Source organism: Acinetobacter sp. BWR-L5 (assembly GCF_039655985.1).
In the GTDB taxonomy this organism is placed as follows: domain Bacteria; phylum Pseudomonadota; class Gammaproteobacteria; order Pseudomonadales; family Moraxellaceae; genus Acinetobacter; species Acinetobacter johnsonii.
Window position 1 is genome coordinate 159,775 of sequence record NZ_JAGFEV010000001.1, and the last position, 18,597, is coordinate 178,371.

Consider the following 18,597-nt stretch of genomic DNA (forward strand, 5'->3'; position numbering starts at 1 on the left):
CTTTTTATTTTCGACGCAGCAAAATTAAAGCAAATAACCCCAGTAAGCTCAGAATACCCGCGCTTCCCCCAGAGGTTTTAATTTTGTCACTTTCCATATGATTTTGCGGTTCTTGTACAATTTGTACATTCACTTCGACGAACGGAATATGTTCATCAAAACGTGTCGTGGTTGTGACCAGCTGTAACCTGAATATATCAGCACCATGCCATGCTCCATTTGGCGTGTAAGTAATATTTCCTAGTTCATCAATCACCACTTTGCCTTTGGATACCGTTTGCGTCTGCTGCACCCGCATACAACCCGGCTGCCATTCTTCACCGTTTGGCGCTTTAGCCGATTTGAACAAGCTTGCACATTCGGTTTTGGACAGTAAATCACTATCGCCAAGCAGATCTGCAACTGAAAGTTTAGCTACTTGCCCCGCAATCAGATCTTCACCAATTAAGCTAATGGTCGTTGGGACCTCAATCTCGATTGAACCACGGTCACAAAAGGTATTATTCGTATTTCGATTCACACCACGTTGATCTGAATTTTCACAGCCAATTAAAGAATCCGTTGTGTTTACAACGACTTTACCCTTGTTCACAATTGGAGAATCTAACCAATGTGTCTGACTCATTAAAATGCGTGGACGGATATAGCCTAAAAATTTTTGGTTGGGAACAATATAAGGACACAATAAACTGTCAGCATCTGCAGACATGGTTTTACACTCACCCACCACATCACTGCCTGCAATCAAAGCGCCAGACCAAAACTCATTCGGATAATAGCTCGCACCACTGCCACAGTCACTTTCTGTGACTAAGTTGTTCTGAAGAACTGCTTTACTTAAATCCCCAGCACAGTTTTGTGTGATGGTATTTTCGGCATTCCCTAAAACAATACTATTGGCCAGATAAGCCAAGTTTGTAGATGGATTGAAATAAATCCCTTTACTGTTTCCCACCACCGTTAAGTTATTCAAAGCCATGCCATCTCGAACATTAACGACATAACCTGTATTTTTCACAAAGGTACTACTGACCAGACGTGATGCTAAACTGGATAAGGTTGTATCTTCTTTAACAGCTGCATTATTGACAGAGTAAATATTGGCACTGCTTGCATCTGTTGTTTTATTTTCTTTGAAAACTGAATTATAAATCCGAAAAGAAGGCGCGTCCCCATACAAAATAGCACCTTGTGCCGCTTGGTTTTGCTCAACCAGAGTAGAGCGAATTTCAACTAGACTACGACTGGTACCATCTTCGAGCAAGGTTGCGACATTGTAAATCGCACCCCCTTGCCCTGCAAAACCACCTGTTAATTTGACGTATTCAAGACCTAAATATTCATTGTTATAAATTAAACCACCTTGATTCACACCGCAGTCTTTCGCACAGCCCTGTAGAGTAACCTCTTTTACTAACACACGAATTAAAGCATTCTCAGCATTATCAACCCTTAATAAGTTGTCAGAACCATTCATTTTTAAGATGGCATTACTTAAACCCTGAACAGTTTCTTCCCCCACAGAACTGTCATAACTTGTTCTGAGTGTTAAATCTTTTTTGATCGCAAGATGGGTATTTAGCAAATAGGTTTTATTTTTCTCAAGCATGACGGTGGAAATCGCATCTTTGCCCCCGCAGCCATAATAACCCGCCTCAGGCATACCCTGATTAATATAGTCGATAGCTTCGCGAAGTGAACATTCCGTGTCATTTTTGACAATATCGTCAGTGATGGTCACCTTAATATTGTCCGAATAGGCATGACTCGCCACCAATAGCGTAGCTACACCTATGCTCTTCTTGAGCATAACGATCTCCTTGCTTTTATTTTATCTTTTCTTTTTATTCTTAGATTGCAAAATCCCTGCAATATCTAACAATTTTTCGTACTCTGTCACAGCTCGGACAATTTCTCAAGTAATATTATGATTTACCGATATTCGTCAATTAGCGCATAAATTTGTCTGAGATTTGCATTACTCAGTTTGGTTTTCTCACCTTTTAGCAGTTGAATCAGTTGTTCTAAACTTTGTAATAATACCGAGGTTTGATGTGGCCCATGTGCGAGTAAATAATCAATAATCTGTTGATCGATATGAATCCCACGACGCGATAAAACCGACATCACCAATGTAAAACGATCGGCATACAAACTTCCATTTGGTACTTTCACACTTACAGCTTGCGTCAGGCGAGATTGTAAATCGGGTAGTTCAAGTTTTAATTCAATCGGCGCAACACGAGAAGAGAACACCAACTGCCCGCCTTCTTCATTATTGTAGTTGATCAGGTGAAAAACCGCTTTCTGCCAATGCGGCACACCGCTTATGGCTTCAATGTCATCTAAAGCGACAAGGTCAAAACGCTCTAAAGAGGTGATTGCTTCTGTTGGCGCATCCAGCAACTCAAGTAGTGAAACCTGAATCGCTGTTTTACCTACATCTAAATAAGAATCACAAATTGCTGAAAGTAAATGGCTTTTTCCAGAACCTGCACCGCCATACACATAAAAACGATTCATTAAACCTGCATGTAACTGACGAATCGCATCGATAACAGGCCCCCATCCCGGCCCAGAAAAATCACTAATTCGGGCATCGAGTTGGGGTTCAATATCTAGTTGCAATTGACGCATGCTGGTTTGTGTATCCTAAATTTCTTTATGGTCTATCTGATCAATCTTACTTGAATTTTCAGATGCTTGCTGAGCTTTTACCGTTTGATTTTTTAGTTCAATATCAACATCGACTTGATCGGTTTCAATCGTAATTGAACCCGCTGATGAATCTTGCACAACATAAGTAGATGTACTATACATTGGGCTGTTTTCATAAAACTCACGTGCATGTCTTAATAAGACCACAATCACAGCAGCGACAGGCAATGCAATTAACATTCCTAAAATACCACCCAATTGAGCACCAGCCAGTACTGCAAATACTACAGCAACTGGAGACAAACCAATTTTATCACCTAACAAGAACGGCTGTAGAATATAGCCTTCTACCGCCTGACCAATCATAAAGACTACGCCAACCAAGAGTAATTGCATCCAATCAATACCAAACTGGAATAAACTTGCAATCACTGCAGCAATAATCCCAACAGCAAAACCTAAGTAAGGAATGATACTGCACAGCCCAGCCACCATTCCAATAATCAAGCCCACTTCAAGTCCAATCAACTGTAAGCCCATTGCATAGACCACACCCAAGAGCACCATGACCAAAAACTGACCTTTGACAAAAGCACCAAGTACGCTATGGCACTCTTTAACAATCACTAAGGTCTGTTCTTCATATCGCCGTGGAATAAGACGACGGAAACTGTCCAGCATGCGATCCCAGTCCAATAAGAAATAGAATGCAATAATTGGGATCAGCACAACAGTACCACCAATCTGAATGAAGTTCAGTCCAGACTGAGCCAATTTGGCAATCATAGCCTGAATACTGTCAGCACTATAGTTGGTCTGTACATATTCCATAATCGCAGCTGAAATCTGATCAACATCCAATTCCATTGGGACCAGATTAAAACTGTCAGATAACCAAGGCAGGAATTTATAATTTGCCCAATGTATACCTGAAGGAATGCTGTTCTTTGCATACATCAACTGTTCCCACACTAGTGGAACCAAATACCAAAATGCCAATGTAATGACAACGCCAATACCGATAAAAACAGCACTAATAGATAACCAACGTGGTAAGCCAATTTTATGCAGTCTATCGACCAGTGGACTAAATAGATATGCGACTAAAAATGCACCAATAAAAGGTAAAACAACAGGCTTAAGTAGATACAGCACCCAGAGTATGAGCGCGATTCCTGCCAAAATAAAAATACGTTTAAGTGTACGATCTTGCATGCAATCTCGCCTTTGTCAGATTTAATCGTTATTGAGAAAAATATTTTAGTAAAGATAACATTTTAGCGCAGAAATAACATATGTGTTTCGTATATTCAGGTATAATCGCCCCGCGAATGCGGAGACTTCATTATGAGCAACTCAACTTCTACCCCAAACACTGGTTTAAGCTACAAAGATGCAGGTGTCGACATTGAAGCGGGCGACGCGTTAGTCGATCGTATCAAATCTGTCGCGAAGCGTACTACTCGTCCTGAAGTAATGGGCGGATTAGGTGGCTTCGGTGCACTTTGTAAAATCCCTAAAGGTTATGAAGAACCTGTTCTCGTATCTGGCACAGACGGTGTTGGTACAAAATTACGTTTAGCATTGAATTTGAACCGTCATGACACGATTGGTCAAGACTTGGTTGCAATGTGTGTAAACGATCTTCTTGTATGTGGCGCTGAGCCATTATTCTTCCTTGACTACTATGCAACTGGCCATCTTAATGTAGATGTAGCTGCAAACGTAGTTACTGGTATTGGTACAGGCTGTGAACTTGCTGGTTGCGCATTGGTTGGTGGTGAAACTGCCGAAATGCCGGGCATGTATGAAGGCGAAGATTACGACTTGGCAGGTTTCTGTGTAGGCGTAGTTGAGCAAAGCAAAATTATTGATGGCTCTAAAGTCAAAGCGGGTGACGTTTTAATTGGTGTTGCATCAAGTGGTGCTCACTCAAACGGTTACTCTCTACTTCGTAAAATTTTAGACGTGAAAAACGTTGACTTGACGCAAATCGTTGATGGTCGTCCACTTGCTGATGTTGCAATGGAACCAACACGTATTTACGTGAAGCCTATTCTTCAACTTTTAAAAGAAGTTGATGTACACGCAATGGCGCACATTACTGGTGGTGGTTTACCAGGTAACTTACCACGCGTATTGCCGAATGGTGCTCAAGCTGTTGTGAATGAAGCATCTTGGGAATGGCCAGAATTGTTTAAACTTCTTCAACGTGAAGGTGGTGTTGAACAGTTTGAAATGTATCGCACATTCAACTGTGGCGTAGGCATGGTCTTAGTTGTTGATGCTGCTGATGCGGACAAAACAGTTGAACGACTCAATAGCCTTGGTGAAAAAGCGTTCACTATGGGACATATCGCTGACAATGCTGAGTCAGTTGAAGGCGCAGACGAAAAAATCCGCGTGATATTCGCTTAAGCCATATGATTAAAATTGCTGTTCTGGTTTCAGGAAGTGGATCAAACCTTCAAGCCTTGATTGATGCCAATCTGTCAGGGCAAATTGTGGGTGTGATTTCCAACAAACCTGAAGCCTATGCGCTACAGCGTGCTGAAAATGTAGGTATTGCAACAGCAGTCATTGAGCACAAACAGTATCCTCATCGTGAAGCCTTTGATGATGTCATGCATCAACAATTGCTTGATTGGAATGTGGACTTGGTGGTTCTTGCTGGCTTTATGCGTATTTTAAGTGAGAAATTTGTCAGTGCTTGGGAAGGGAAAATGATCAACATTCACCCTTCTCTTCTACCGCATTACAAAGGTATGCATACCCATCAGCGCGTACTAAATACTGGCGATCAACTGCATGGCTGTACCGTGCACTATGTGACGGCTGAACTCGATGCAGGTCAAGCTTTAGCACAAGGTGTACTAAAAGTCAGTTCACATGATTGTGTGAACAGTTTGGCTCAGCGTGTACATATGCTTGAGCATATCATCTACCCGCAAGTGGTAGAGTGGATTTGTACACAAACGATTCAGCATACAGACCAAGGTGTTCTGTACCGCGACACCTTGATGCACGAGCCAATTCAGTTTTGCAAATTTTGAAAATAGAAAACGCCTCCAAGGAGGCGTTTTTTGATGGTTGCTAAAAAGTACTCTTAAACATTTTCTTGAATCAGCATCTTAATCAAAGCAACCGTTTCTTCTGGTCGCTCTAAAGGAAACATATGGCTTCCCTCAACGATTTGATAAGGAATGCCAAATTTCTTTTTCACTATTTGTGGAAAACCTGGACCAATAAAAGGACCTTTTTCAGCAATCATTAAATGCATCGGCACTTGTGGTTTGCCCTGAGGTAGCCACCATAAAGAAGGATTGGTTCTGAAGATATGAACTTCATCCATTTTTGCAATCGTAAGTTCAACACCGCCACGGACACGATCTTCCGTTAAAGCATAGTCAATATAAGCTTGAAAACAGTCTGGATCAAAGTCTTTATAAAAGCCTTTTGGACGTAGAAGTTCAGCTGCTTGCTCACGGCTCTCCCAATGGTCACGACGCCGTAAAGATAGCGCTGCTGGAGACATAGTATCGACCATTTTTAACTTCAACATCTTCGCAAAGTGTAATGCAAACGAGGCTTTGCCCATGATCAAAGGCGGGTCTATCATGATGACTTGTTGAAATAGCTCAGGACGCTGTAACGCTGCTTGAAACGTCAGCACTGATCCTAATGAATGTCCTAAACCAATCACTTTACGACCCTGCGCCTGACGAACAATACTGTCAATCACTTGCTGAGTTAAGCTTTTCCAATGGTTATCAATCGGGTAGTTTTTATCTGGCCCTAATAAAGGGACATAGATCACATCATACTGATCTGACAGTAAATCAAATAGTTTCTGATAGACCTTAGAAGGCACTCCATTGGCGTGCGCAAAATGAATTAAAGGTTTCATTGGAGTTTCGTGGTCTGTTCAGATTGCATTTGATTTGAAAGTGAAGATGCAAAACCAGCTCCCATAGATGCACCTAAACGGCCTAATACAGCATCTAGTGGGCTATTTACCACCGTATAATCCATCGCTTTATCGGTATTTAGTTCACGTTTTAAAGTATGTAAATTACCAATACGATCAGCAATACCCAGTTTTACCGCCTGATCCCCTGTCCAGAAAAGACCTGAGAAGAGTGCAGGATCGTTCGACTTTAACTTCTTGCCACGACCTTGTTTCACAGCATTAATAAAATGCTCATGTACATTATCAAGTACACCTTGAACATGTGCACGCTGCGCAGGGTTAACGGGTTGTGTCATTGATAATAAAGCTTTGTTTTGACCAGAGGTCATGGTGCGGTCTTCAACACCCAGTTTTTGCATGAGACCATTCACCCCATAGTTCGGCATAATCACACCGATTGAACCCACTAAACTCGAAGGATTTACCAAGATTTCGTCCGCAGCAGATGCGATATAATAAGCACCTGATGCACCTGTATCACCAATCACCGCATACAATTTTTTATCGCTATGCGCTTTTTTCAAATATTGAATTTCTTGCCAGATTTCATCCGACTGAACCGGAGAACCGCCCGGTGAATTAATATTGAGCACCACCGCTTGGCTTTGTTTATTTTCAAAAGCTTTCTTTAATGACTTAATCGTGTCATCACTGTTTACGCTTTGCTCATCAGCGGCAATGGTACCAACAATATCAACTACAGCAATATGTTTAGATGCAGTTGCATCCGTACCACTGGTCGAACAGCTCTTGGTCATGGCTATCAGAATAAACAAAAGGTAGGCAAAAGTTAGACATTTGAAAAAGATACCCCAGCGACGTGCACGACGTTGTTCTTCAACTGAAGCTAAAACTGCTTTCTCTAAAAGTTTCCATTCGTTTCCTGTCGGCTGTTCATGTACAGGCAGTTGTTTCGGCGTTTCATTTTCTGGTTTTGGTGGCCAATCGGACATATAACAATCCAAACTTGAATAAAATTGCCCTCATTATATACACTGATTTGTAGAAAACTGTCGAAACCGTTTATTTTAGCCTATAATATTTTATGTTTTTATCCACATGTACCATTGACTCTAAAGAATGACTAAAGCACAAGAGCAAAACTCGACTTATCGTTTACTGCGTTTTGTAAGCAAACAACCTATTAAATTTGCACGTTTTTTTGCTAAAGGTTTAGCAGGCTTAGTCAATCTTTTAAAAATCAGTAAAAACAATGATGCTCTCAGACTCAACTTAAAAATTGCGCTGCCTGAGCTGAGTGATGAGCGACGCGAAGTGATTGCGAAGCAAGCAGTACGTAATGAACTGACCACCTATTTTGAGTTTTTTAGTATTTGGGGTTCAAGCAATCAGAAAAATATTGAACGCGTCCAAAAAATACATGGCGAACATTTACTACATGAGGCGCTTGCTGCTAAAAAAGGTTTAGTCTTAATCGTACCTCATTTTGGGACTTGGGAAATTATGAATAGTTATGTCGCCCAATTTACTGAAATGACCATTATGTACAAGCCAGTTAAGGATCCTGGCGCTGACTTATTTGTTCGTGAGGCACGCAGCCGTGAAGGCGCTCATCTTGTCCCGACCGATGAATCAGGGGTGCGCCAAATTTTTAAGGCACTCAAACAAGGGGGGACGACTGTAATTCTACCCGATCATACCCCAAAACAAGGCGGGGAAATGATTCCTTATTTTGGCTTTCCTTTGGCTTCAAGTAACCTGAGCGCCAAACTGATTCAAAAAACCAAAGCCAAGGCTTTACTGCTCTATGCTATTCGTAATGACGATGGCTTTGATATGTACATTGAAGAAATCAGTGAAAGTATTTATCAAGGTACAGCCAATGATGGCACCTTCGTCATTCACCAAGCCATTGAAGACCTGATTCGTCGTCACCCAGAGCATTATCATTGGACCTATAAGCGCTTTAAAGCCAATCCCAAACTTCGAGCACTGTATAACCTTCCCTTTAATGAGGCTGTGACGCGTTTAGAGCAACTGCGTATGGAACAACAGATTCAGTCGACTGCAACCACTGTCGAGTCTGACGTTGTGTCGTCAGTTCAATAATCCCTGTAGGCTGCACAATAAAACCGATACTACCTTGCTCTACTGTTGTTAAGAGTGGGATATTTAAAGCTTTCAAACGAGTTTGCGTTACTGTACTTGGATGTCCATAACGGTTATTGAACCCTGCTGAGGCAATTGCTAATTTCGGTTGATAATGTTTTAAAAACGCATAGGCTGAACTATGTCGACTGCCATGATGACCCAAGATCAATACATCAACTTTTAAGTTTGGATAATCCTGTAATAATTGAAACTCGGTTTGCCAGCCTGCATCTCCCATAAGCAGAAAATATTGATAAGGCTGTACATGCTTCACCTGTATATAGACCACACAAGATAACTCATTTTGCTGATACGGCACTTGTGCCAATTGATTGGCTTTCGGCGACAAAATTTTGATTTCTACTTGTTCAGACCAGCGCCAGATCTGACCTTGTTGGCAATAGTTAAAGTTTGACATCGTTGCCACATCCAATTGCTGATTAGAGTAAACTTGATTGATCGACAACTCATTTTTTAATGTGGCATAGCTTCCACTATGATCTTGATCCAAATGTGTAAGTATCAGCTGATCTAATTGGCTCACGCCTTGCTTCGATAAAAATGGCTGAATAATCTGCTTAGCAACGCTAAACTTCGATTCATCATAGGAGCCCCCAACATCAATCATGGCATGCTGTTGCCCATGTTGCATATACACCGCTTGTCCCTGACCGACATCCAGTACGACCAACTCAAAAGGATGGTTTTGGCTGCTAAACCCCAACAAAGGAATCAAACCTAGTACCAGCCATGATTTTGGTAGGCTCGGTTTGGGCATAAAAACAATGATTAAAAGCACAATCAGTAAAATGACTTGCCAAGTATTGAGAGCAATCGGGTATAACTTAATCGGTAGTAGCGCATCCAGTACATTGAGTATGCCCAATAAAAATACCAGCACCCAGTCCGCCATCTGAAACAAAAAGCTGCTTAGCGGTTCAAAAAAATAAAAAGTAAATGCTGCCAAAACCTCCAGTGGCACAACCAACAAACTGATCAATGGAATAGCGACAAGGTTACTGATTGGACTCACCCATGAGACTTGCTTGAAGAAAATAATCACCAAAGGCATCAGAGCCACAAATATTTTCCACTGCGAATCAACCAAAAGTTTTAGGCTAAAAACGAGCTTTTTCTGCCAAGACTGCGGGCGAGTCAAATCAAGCCGAATCGTGGTTTGATAAATGCGTAAAAGCACAAAGCACGCACCATAGGACAACCAAAAGGCCGCTGATAGAATTGAAAAAGGATCAAACAGTAAAAGAAGTGATGCACTCAATAACAGTAACGTCAAAGCTGAAATTTTCTGTCTGAGCAAAATCAACACACTTAAACAGAAACAACTGAGTAAAGTACGAAGTGCAGGAATTTCAAAACCAACAAAGGCACAATACAGCAATACGCAGCAACAAAATGGCAGTAACAATGCATAAGGTCGTGGGATTTTTAGAAAAATCTGTGGCCAATAACGATTCAGCACCTTTTGTAACAGCCAACACAGCATCACGGCAAAGATCAGCACATGTGGCCCAGAAATCGCTAATAAATGGCTAATGCCAAAGCGTTGAAAAAGTGCTGTCGTCTCCTTATCTAAAAAACTTTCATCCCCAGTCAGGAGTGCTAGAATTAAGCCCTTATGGCTTAAAGGCTGGCTATAAATAAAATGACGAATGTTTAAGCGCTGTTGTTCTATACCCAGTTGAATTTTATTGAGTACACCCTGCTGTTTTCTTAAATAATGGGTATAGCCTAATGCAGAAATTTCTGACTCAGACAAGGGGTGTATGTGCTTGAGTTTAAAACCCGACATGAGATTACGTTGCAGATACCACTGCTCAACATCGAATACACCTTGCACCGCATAACTATGCGCAGGACGTATTTCCCCTATCAGTCGGTAGTATTTCCCAAGTTCCAAGACCACTTGCTCATCCGAGATCCTTTTTTGAAAACCCAACCACTGCACTGGTTGCACATGTCGGTTCAAGACCTGTATTTCTTGCTGAATGGTCTCAGCACCCAGTTGGTTAATTTTCGCGATATAAACAATGACTTCAGCATCTTCAACTTTTGTTTCTTTATAGGCTAGACGCTGTTGCAATGCCGATTGTGCATAATGATATCCCGCAGTTAAAAACAGCATGGAATAAATCAGTCCACATATAAACTGCAAAATAAGGGCGTGTTTGTGCTTAAAGAAAAAAAGCTGTAACGGCAAAAGTAAGATGACTAAAATCAGCGCTGGGTAAAAAAGGTGATTTAGAATGGGGACGCTCTGTCCCATCAATGCAATTCCTACAATCCAAGCAGCAGCATATAAAAGCTTCATTCTTTTATTCAGTTATTTTTTTTATTGGTGCCATAATAAAGCCCACCGAAGTGGGCTTCAATAGATAGTGGCTTTATCTCATATTTTTGTCGGCACTTAGCCTAATCATTGACCCAAAGACCATCTTGCATATGCAAAATAGAATCGGCGGACTGAGCCAGTTGTTCATCATGTGTCACGATCAACATCGCCATATTGAACTCCAGACGTAAATCCATCAGCAGCTCAAAAATTTTGCTTGCTGTTTTACGATCTAAGTTGCCTGTCGGTTCATCTGCCATCATTAATGCTGGCTTGGCCACCAATGCACGCGCTAATGCAACACGTTGACGTTCCCCGCCTGAAAGCTCACCCGGTTTATGGGTTAAACGATGCGTCAATCCTACACGTTCGAGTAAATATTCGGCTTGCTTTTGTACATCTTTAAAGTTGGTGCCTTGACGTAACATCAGTGGCATTGCCACATTTTCCAAAGCTGTAAACTCAGGTAACAGATGATGAAACTGGTAAACAAAACCTAAGTGTTGGTTACGTAAATAACCACGCTCAGCTTCATTCAAACTGTCAAAACGACTGCCCTGCAAAAACACTTGGCCCGAACTCGGACGGTCTAAACCACCCAAGACATGCAACAAAGTACTTTTACCCGAACCACTCGACCCCACAATCGAGACAAATTCACCTGCTTTAACTTGTAGAGAGAGACCTTTAATCACCTCAACAGTCGACTTACCATCGGTAAAATGCTTTTCAATATTTTGCGCTTCTAAAACAATTTTACTCATAACGTAATGCCTCCGCAGGTTGGATTTTTGCAGCACGCATTGCAGGATAAATAGTTGCAAGGAAACTTAAAACTAAAGACAATGACACAATAGTTAATACATCTTGCCATCTTAAATATGATGGTAAGTAATTGATGAAGTAGGCATCAAACAGATGCAGTCCCATCACGTTGTTTAACCAACCCACAAAGCCACTAATTCCAGAAGCGAAAACAATGCCGAGAATCGCGCCCGATACCGTACCAATCACACCAATAATCGTGCCCTGAACCATAAAAATACGGGTAATGGTTGCAGGTGAAGCACCAAGGGTACGTAATATGGCAATATCCGATTTTTTATCGGTCACGACCATTACCAAGGACGACACAATATTAAATGCAGCCACCAAGACAATCAGGAAGAGTAATAAGCTCACCATGGCCTTTTCCATTTGGATCGCACTAAACAAATTGCCGTGAGTATAGGTCCAATTCGAGGCATAAAAACCACTTGGCAGATCCATCACAATTTCATCAGCTACTTTAGGTGCTGCAAAAATATCATCCAATTTCAAGCGAATGCCTTGCGCGCCATCAGGTAAGCGTAACAACGTTGATGCATCATTCAAGGCAATGTAGCCCATCATCGAATCGACCTCAGCACCAATGCTGAAAATGCCCACAATTTTGAAACGTTTAAAACGCGGTACCACACCCGCTGGTGATGGTGTTGCCTCCGGTAAAACCAAAGTCACACTATCATTTAAACCTAAACCTAAGGCATCGGTCATTTGTTTGCCTAAAACAATACCAAACTCACCTTTTTTTAAGTTATCAATACCACCTTCAACCATGTGGTCTTGGATAATCGAAACCTTTTTTTCATATTGAGGTTCGATCCCCGTGACCATAATTCCAGCCACTTGGCCTTGTGCCGTAAGCATCCCCTGCAATTGAGTAAACGGTGCTACGCCTGTGACGTGTTCCTTTGTCTCAATTTTTTTTGCAAGTTCAGGCCAATCTGTTAAAATTTGTGTTGAAGAAACAGTGGCTTGAGGTATCATTCCAAGTACACGTGTTTTCAACTCTCGGTCGAAACCATTCATTACAGATAAGACTGTAATAAGTACAGCCACACCCAGTGTTAGACCGATCATCGAAACCAGTGCAATAAAAGAAATAAAGTGGTTGCTACGCCGTGCGCGAGTATATCTCAACCCTATATACAGCGAGATTGGTTTAAACATACCATCTAGTCCGAGGTCATAATTATGGAAAATTTACAGCATCAAAACGTTCAACCAGAACGTCGTGTGATGTCACGAATCGATGCGGCCTTGAGAATTAACTATCAGATCATTTCTGATGATGTTGCCCTGAATGACCCTTACGATCCTAATTTTGTTTTACCGCGCTATTTTCTACTACTCGCAGAATTAGATCAATTTGATCATGCACTAAACTACGAATTAGAACAATTATCTGAAAAAGATCAACAAATTGCTCGAATCTTATCCCTATTTAACCAGAAATTAAACCTGATCACGGGGTCTTTGTACGACACAATTGTACAAACCATGTTACCTACGCCTGAACATGTGAATTTTTCTGAAAGTGGTTTGAGTTTCTATAGCGAAAAACAAATTCAAGATGGTACCTATATCCACTTAACCTTGAGCCACCCTGAAAACTTCTTCCATATTGCAGCGATTGCACAAGTGGTGTACAGCAATGAAGAGGAAAATGGCAAGTGCCGCACGGGAGCATACTTTATTACCTTGCACCCGCAAGATCGTGTCAAATTGGCCGACTGTATTTCTTTGGCTGTCGAAGATCATTAAAGCCAGAACCTTGGACTAGTTTTGGCTTTTTAACTTTTGGGCAAGTGTCCGACTTGCCTGAAGATCTTTATAAAAGTAAACAAACAAACCTGACAGTAAAACCACTGCACCCAAAATCACCATCATCGAGAGTTTTTCTTGATTCAGCACAGCACCTATAAATAAAGCAATCATCGGTGTCATAACGGTAGTCAGCGATAAAGTCGTAGGTTGAATTTTCTGTACCAATTTAAAATAACAGAACATCGCAATCAATGACGCCATGACGACCGTATATAGCAGCGCCAAGCAAGTTTTCAAATCGGGCATTTGCTGCGGTGCATGCTGCCAAATAAAAGGCACAATACATATAGCCGCCAATGTCGACACCAAAATTGAACCTGTCGCTTGTGCAACGGGTTCAATATTCGCATTGACTTTTTTCACCCAGAAAATAGAGGCTGCATAAGAAAATACACTAAGTAACATCAGTCCAATCCCAAACGGATGGACATGCTGTGCTGTACCTGCAAGGCAAATTATCGCAAGTCCCAACAGTGCAATACACATTCCAAGCCACTGCATCGCACTCAAATAAGTCTTAAAGTAAAAACGCCCGATCAACCCTGCCATAATCGGTGCTAAGCCAAACATCAATGCAATCATGCCTGAACTAATATAGTTGGTCGCCACATAGGTAAAAAACTGCGAGCCAATCAAGCTAAAAGAACCAGCCAAATAACTATGCCAAGCAACTTTATCGGTAGGGAAATGTCGCTTTAAAACCAATAACAAACAAATAGCCAAAGGCAGCGCAATGAAAAAACGTAATACCAACGCCCACAGCATATGTAAATCGGTCACACTCCACACAATCGCTAAAGGCGTTGTGGACCAAATAAAAACCAATAATCCATAGGTTGCCATCAGATTGGCTTTAGAAGACATAATCAGCTCAATGCTAAATGGCAGTTTTGCGTTTTTGCTTTTGAATGGTTTGGTCTAAAGAACTAGAAAATTCGCGTTTATCACGCTCAGAAATAGGTGGTGGCCCACCCGTGTTTACACCTGCTCCACGTAATGAATCCATAAAATCACGTAAATGTAGGCGGGCTTTGACATTAGCGGTAGTATAGATTTCACCACGTGGGTGAATTGCGATTCCACCCTTTTCAATCACCTGTGCTGCCAGCGGAATGTCTTGTGTCATCACAATATCATTCTCTTTCATGCGTTCGATGATTTCTTTATCCGCGGCATCGGCCCCACTCATCACTTGAATTGAATTTATACGAACGGAAGGCGTAATCCCGACATTTTGATTGGCCACAAAGGTCACTTCAAGCTGATAACGATCTGAAGCACGTAAAATCACTTCACGTAAAATTTTAGGCAATGCATCTGCATCGACCCAGAGTTTAAATGGCAGCACTGCACATCCATAAACAAAAGAAACTACCTTAGTCTAACAAACTCAGTGCTTGAGCATAATAGATAAAATCGCTCAAAATCACCTATACAAAGCTCGCTTCATACTTTTTAAGTATCAGATGAAAATACTTTGTTCTTTTGTCTATCAAATAAAGTAAGGCTTTAGTCTTTTTTGATGATTTTCTAGTAAAAATAGAATATAGGACTTGAAATATAGAAATAACCCTCGATTTAATAGGGATATATAACCTCATTCAATCGTGCATATGAACAATCAAAATAGTCCAGAAATAATCACCATTGATGACCAAAACTTTGGTAGCCACGTCGAGCATTGGAATTTACTCACAGATAACCCTGCACAAGATGTCCCTAAATGGTTAGGTTTAGCTTTAAATGCACCAATCATGCCGATGGGTTTATGCCAGACTGAACAAGATATGGATGCGGGTTGTTGGCTCATTCAAGGTCCAAGTCAAGCGGCTGTTCAGCTGACTCAAGTCATCGCGGTTGAAGACAATAAACCCAAGGCTGTTAAAACTGCATTTCCAAGTTTTAATAGCCCCTATAAAGTGTCTGCTGTGGTTGAACGCATCATTCGCAGTGAATCCAACACACAAGCCGTTTTACGTTTAAACTTAGGCAATAACAGCATCGTCTACGCTTATGACAGCTTATATAGTGTCAATCATGCTCAATACCAAAAAGACCAAACCTATATTGCACATCTCAATGCATGGGCATATGAACTAGAAGCGGTCGCAGAACACGAGCAACTGGTGGTTGATGACCCGGCATCGATTAAACATCATCGTGCCTTGAACGATATTTTGGCAGCAAACAATGGCATTGCTCCTGCAAACCTACAAGAACAGATTGATGCATGGGAAGCAAAGTCGGATGATGACAAAGAACCTGTGACTGTTGATTTTTCAAAAATGGTCGCTTATTTGTACGGCGAAAAGATCGGTCAGGAAGATGAAGCATGGTTCCAAGGGAATATTGTGGGCAAAACCAATATGCAGTTTATGGAACAAGACTACACTCTGCTTGATGTTGCCTTGATTCATGAAGACAACCAACCTGCAACACTGATTCGTATTGCCACTAAAAATCCAGAGTACGCCAACTTTAATATTGGACAATACATTCGCGGCAATATTTGGATTCAAGCCAACATTTATGCATTAAATCAATAATTTATAAAAACAAGCCAACGTAAACTATGCAAGATCGATGTATAGTCTGCGTTGGCTTTTTTATTTATATCAGTACGATTTATTTTAATTTGAATTCATTTGTATAAAACTTATCCACATATTTTATTATCTCTTGCTATTTTAAATTCATTTAAAAGAACTTTTATCCACAGTTTTAAATTCAATTATCTTATTTTAACGATGAATAATAAAATCCTAAGTTCTATGACTTTCAGATAGTTAGTTATTGATAGCTACTGGCTTCTGGGTTAACAGAGCATAAACTTGAATATTTAAGTGATTATGTATAGTGGAGATCTGATTATTTTTAATTAGTACTTTATTTAAGCATTTTTTTATGTTAAAAATACAAACATGCAATAGGATTTTAACGATAATTAAATCGGAATAAAAACTTCCATGAAAATTATGCAAGAAGAAAATATACAGCATGTTGAACATCAATTAGAAAAGCGTTATCAGCTTGACGCTTATTCGTGCATGTTTTTTGTGTTAGGCATGATGATTTCTGCCTACTTCTTACATCAGTTCATCCTGTAACTGATTTCACGTCGCAGCCCAATTCAAAAAAGCCAACTTTGTTGGTTTTTTTATGTCTAATAATATCTGCTACGCCATATCACTGGATCATTCTTTCCATGTTCTACGCTAAGAAACATGGCACCCGCAAAATTACTTGTATCTCATAAACAAAGTTGCTCCCTCCCCCCTTTACTTGTCGCACTCACCTACCATCGCACAAATCGTTAAAAAGTTTTAGGCTTTTAGATATGCCTGCACTTACAAAATAGTAATTTTATATATAAAAAAACCTGTAAGTCTAAACTTACAGGTCTCTGAAAATACTATAAAAATTAGAACAAACGGTTCATACCATTTAAAGTCGCTACACGATATGCTTCAGCCATCGTTGGATAGTTAAACGTCGTTTCTACGAAATAATTGATGGTATTGTTTGGACTATTCATCACCGCTTGACCAATATGAATAATTTCCGAAGCGTTATTACCGAAGCAATGCACACCCAGCACTTCCAAAGTTTCACGGTGGAATAAAATTTTCAACTCACCCACTGTGTCACCCGTAATTTGCGCACGCGCCAAATGACGGAACGAAGCCTGACCCACTTCATACGGAATTTTTTCTTCGGTTAACTCTTGTTCAGTTTTACCAATCGAAGAAATTTCTGGAATGGTATAAATTCCTGTCGGAATATCAACCACAGGTTCTACACCCACTTCACCGCTCATATTTGCACCTGCGCAACGACCTTGGTCATATGCAGCAGAAGCCAGTGAAGGCCAACCAATCACATCACCCGCAGCGTAAATATTTTCCACTTCGGTTTGGTATTGATCATTGACTGTAATTTGACCACGGCTGTTTGGCGTAATACCCACATTTTCTAAGCCTAAGCCATCCGTATTTCCTGAGCGACCATTACACCACAAAATAGCATCTGCTTTAATTTTCTTACCGCTTTGTAAATGTAGCACCACGTGATCATCATAGGTTTCAAGATGATCAATCTGCTCATTATGGCGAATCAAGACACCTTGTTGACGTAAGTGATAAGACAAAGCATCAGAAATTTCATCGTCTAGATAACTCAACAATTTGTGCTGTGTATTAATCAAGTCAACTTTATGATCGAGTCCAATGAAAATAGACGCATATTCACAGCCAATTACACCGGCACCATAAATGATGATTTTTTGGATCGAATAATCAAGGTCTAAAATTTTGTCAGAATCGAATACACGCGGATGGTTAAAATCAAGCGCCGCAGGACGGTATGGACGGCTACCCGTTGCGATCACGATTTGTTTGCACATGATCGTTTCTTTGATGCCTTCAGGGCTAAATACTAAAACCGTATTCTGATCTTGAACATAGGCACGACCGTGGTAAATATCAATTTTATTGCGGTCATAAAAACGTGAGTGTGTATCAACCTGTTGTTGAATCACTTTATGTGCATTTTGAAGCACTTGCTTCATTGTAAACTGGCGCCAGTCACCCATTTTTTTAAACATTGGGTCACGGCGATAACGGATAATACTCGATACCGTTTGACGTAAAGCTTTACTTGGAATGGTTCCCACGTGGGTACAGTTACCACCGAGCTGCTCACGCACATCCACAATCGCAACACGCTTTCCAGATTTGGCAAGTTTCATTGCCGCGCCTTCACCCGCAGGGCCTGAACCTAGAACGACCGCATCGTACTTAACGAAAGTTCCACCAACGACCTCTTTTTTACGTGGCATTCAACGCTCCTTCTTTAAAAA

The 18,597-nt window shown here is 40.9% G+C and carries 17 protein-coding genes; 6 read left to right on the top strand and 11 right to left on the bottom strand.

The features are described from left to right. Nucleotides 1-4: 4 nt before the first annotated feature. The 3 genes from rbtA to cxpE form a co-directional block, all read right to left on the bottom strand. A complete protein-coding gene (gene rbtA, locus JZ787_RS00880; protein WP_346311427.1) occupies nt 5-1,810 on the bottom strand; it encodes a rhombotarget A in 1,806 nt (601 codons plus the stop codon). A 122-nt stretch (nt 1,811-1,932) separates the two neighbouring features. Then, nucleotides 1,933-2,637: a DnaA regulatory inactivator Hda gene (hda, locus tag JZ787_RS00885; RefSeq protein ID WP_346311428.1), complete on the bottom strand. Its 705-nt coding sequence runs from the start codon at nt 2,635-2,637 to the stop codon at nt 1,933-1,935. A gap of 15 nt (nt 2,638-2,652) precedes the next feature. Continuing rightward, nucleotides 2,653-3,873, bottom strand: coding sequence for a chloramphenicol efflux transporter CxpE (gene cxpE / locus JZ787_RS00890; protein WP_218287930.1), 1,221 nt, complete (start codon nt 3,871-3,873; stop codon nt 2,653-2,655). A gap of 132 nt (nt 3,874-4,005) precedes the next feature. On the opposite strand from cxpE, the gene purM reads away from it, so the two are divergent. Both purM and purN read left to right on the top strand, forming a co-directional pair. Further along, nucleotides 4,006-5,076, top strand: a complete 1,071-nt coding sequence (purM, locus tag JZ787_RS00895; RefSeq protein WP_058869323.1) for a phosphoribosylformylglycinamidine cyclo-ligase — start codon at nt 4,006-4,008, stop codon at nt 5,074-5,076. Between the two features lie 5 nt (nt 5,077-5,081). After that, nucleotides 5,082-5,711 (top strand): phosphoribosylglycinamide formyltransferase, encoded by a 630-nt coding sequence (gene purN / locus JZ787_RS00900; protein WP_346311429.1) that lies wholly within the window; start codon nt 5,082-5,084, stop codon nt 5,709-5,711. Between the two features lie 53 nt (nt 5,712-5,764). On the opposite strand, the gene JZ787_RS00905 is transcribed toward purN, so the two are convergent. Next, nucleotides 5,765-6,565 (bottom strand): alpha/beta hydrolase, encoded by an 801-nt coding sequence (locus tag JZ787_RS00905; RefSeq protein ID WP_346311430.1) that lies wholly within the window; start codon nt 6,563-6,565, stop codon nt 5,765-5,767. Then, nucleotides 6,562-7,581: a signal peptide peptidase SppA gene (gene sppA, locus JZ787_RS00910; protein ID WP_346311431.1), complete on the bottom strand. Its 1,020-nt coding sequence runs from the start codon at nt 7,579-7,581 to the stop codon at nt 6,562-6,564. The genes JZ787_RS00905 and sppA overlap by 4 nt, the downstream gene beginning before the upstream one ends. A 127-nt stretch (nt 7,582-7,708) precedes the next feature. On the opposite strand from sppA, the gene JZ787_RS00915 reads away from it, so the two are divergent. Next, the gene (locus JZ787_RS00915) at nt 7,709-8,698 is read left to right on the top strand and encodes a lysophospholipid acyltransferase family protein (RefSeq protein WP_218287932.1); all 990 of its coding nucleotides are present in this window, start codon (nt 7,709-7,711) and stop codon (nt 8,696-8,698) included. On the opposite strand, the gene JZ787_RS00920 is transcribed toward JZ787_RS00915, so the two are convergent. The 3 genes from JZ787_RS00920 to JZ787_RS00930 all read right to left on the bottom strand — a co-directional run bounded on the left by JZ787_RS00920 (nt 8,598) and on the right by JZ787_RS00930 (nt 13,082). After that, nucleotides 8,598-10,883 carry a DNA internalization-related competence protein ComEC/Rec2 gene (locus tag JZ787_RS00920; protein WP_346311432.1) on the bottom strand — a complete coding sequence of 762 codons (2,286 nt, stop codon included), beginning with the start codon at nt 10,881-10,883 and terminating at the stop codon, nt 8,598-8,600. The genes JZ787_RS00915 and JZ787_RS00920 overlap by 101 nt on opposite strands. A 287-nt stretch (nt 10,884-11,170) precedes the next feature. Then, entirely contained in the window at nt 11,171-11,854 is a 684-nt protein-coding gene (gene lolD / locus JZ787_RS00925) for a lipoprotein-releasing ABC transporter ATP-binding protein LolD (RefSeq protein WP_346311433.1), read from the bottom strand. Beyond that, nucleotides 11,847-13,082, bottom strand: coding sequence for a lipoprotein-releasing ABC transporter permease subunit (locus JZ787_RS00930; protein WP_004980646.1), 1,236 nt, complete (start codon nt 13,080-13,082; stop codon nt 11,847-11,849). Before JZ787_RS00930 ends, lolD begins: the two co-directional genes overlap by 8 nt. A 24-nt stretch (nt 13,083-13,106) precedes the next feature. Here JZ787_RS00930 and JZ787_RS00935 point away from each other — a divergent pair, with 24 nt between their 5' ends. Continuing rightward, entirely contained in the window at nt 13,107-13,676 is a 570-nt protein-coding gene (locus tag JZ787_RS00935; RefSeq protein ID WP_176537472.1) for a PilZ domain-containing protein, read from the top strand. Between the two features lie 15 nt (nt 13,677-13,691). On the opposite strand, the gene JZ787_RS00940 is transcribed toward JZ787_RS00935, so the two are convergent. Together JZ787_RS00940 and JZ787_RS00945 are read right to left on the bottom strand one after the other, a co-directional pair. Next, nucleotides 13,692-14,603, bottom strand: coding sequence for an EamA family transporter (locus JZ787_RS00940; protein WP_183175291.1), 912 nt, complete (start codon nt 14,601-14,603; stop codon nt 13,692-13,694). A 13-nt stretch (nt 14,604-14,616) separates the two neighbouring features. Continuing rightward, nucleotides 14,617-15,087, bottom strand: a complete 471-nt coding sequence (locus JZ787_RS00945) for a YaiI/YqxD family protein (RefSeq protein WP_004693920.1) — start codon at nt 15,085-15,087, stop codon at nt 14,617-14,619. Nucleotides 15,088-15,352: 265 nt separating this feature from the next. Here JZ787_RS00945 and JZ787_RS00950 point away from each other — a divergent pair, with 265 nt between their 5' ends. Then, nucleotides 15,353-16,285 (top strand): hypothetical protein, encoded by a 933-nt coding sequence (locus tag JZ787_RS00950; protein WP_346311434.1) that lies wholly within the window; start codon nt 15,353-15,355, stop codon nt 16,283-16,285. A 420-nt stretch (nt 16,286-16,705) separates the two neighbouring features. Beyond that, nucleotides 16,706-16,846, top strand: a complete 141-nt coding sequence (locus JZ787_RS00955) for a hypothetical protein (protein ID WP_004693924.1) — start codon at nt 16,706-16,708, stop codon at nt 16,844-16,846. 314 nt (nt 16,847-17,160) lie between these two features. On the opposite strand, the gene sthA is transcribed toward JZ787_RS00955, so the two are convergent. Continuing rightward, complete coding sequence (sthA, locus tag JZ787_RS00960) at nt 17,161-18,576, bottom strand: Si-specific NAD(P)(+) transhydrogenase (RefSeq protein WP_004693926.1); 1,416 nt, start codon at nt 18,574-18,576, stop codon at nt 17,161-17,163. Nucleotides 18,577-18,597 lie beyond the last annotated feature (21 nt).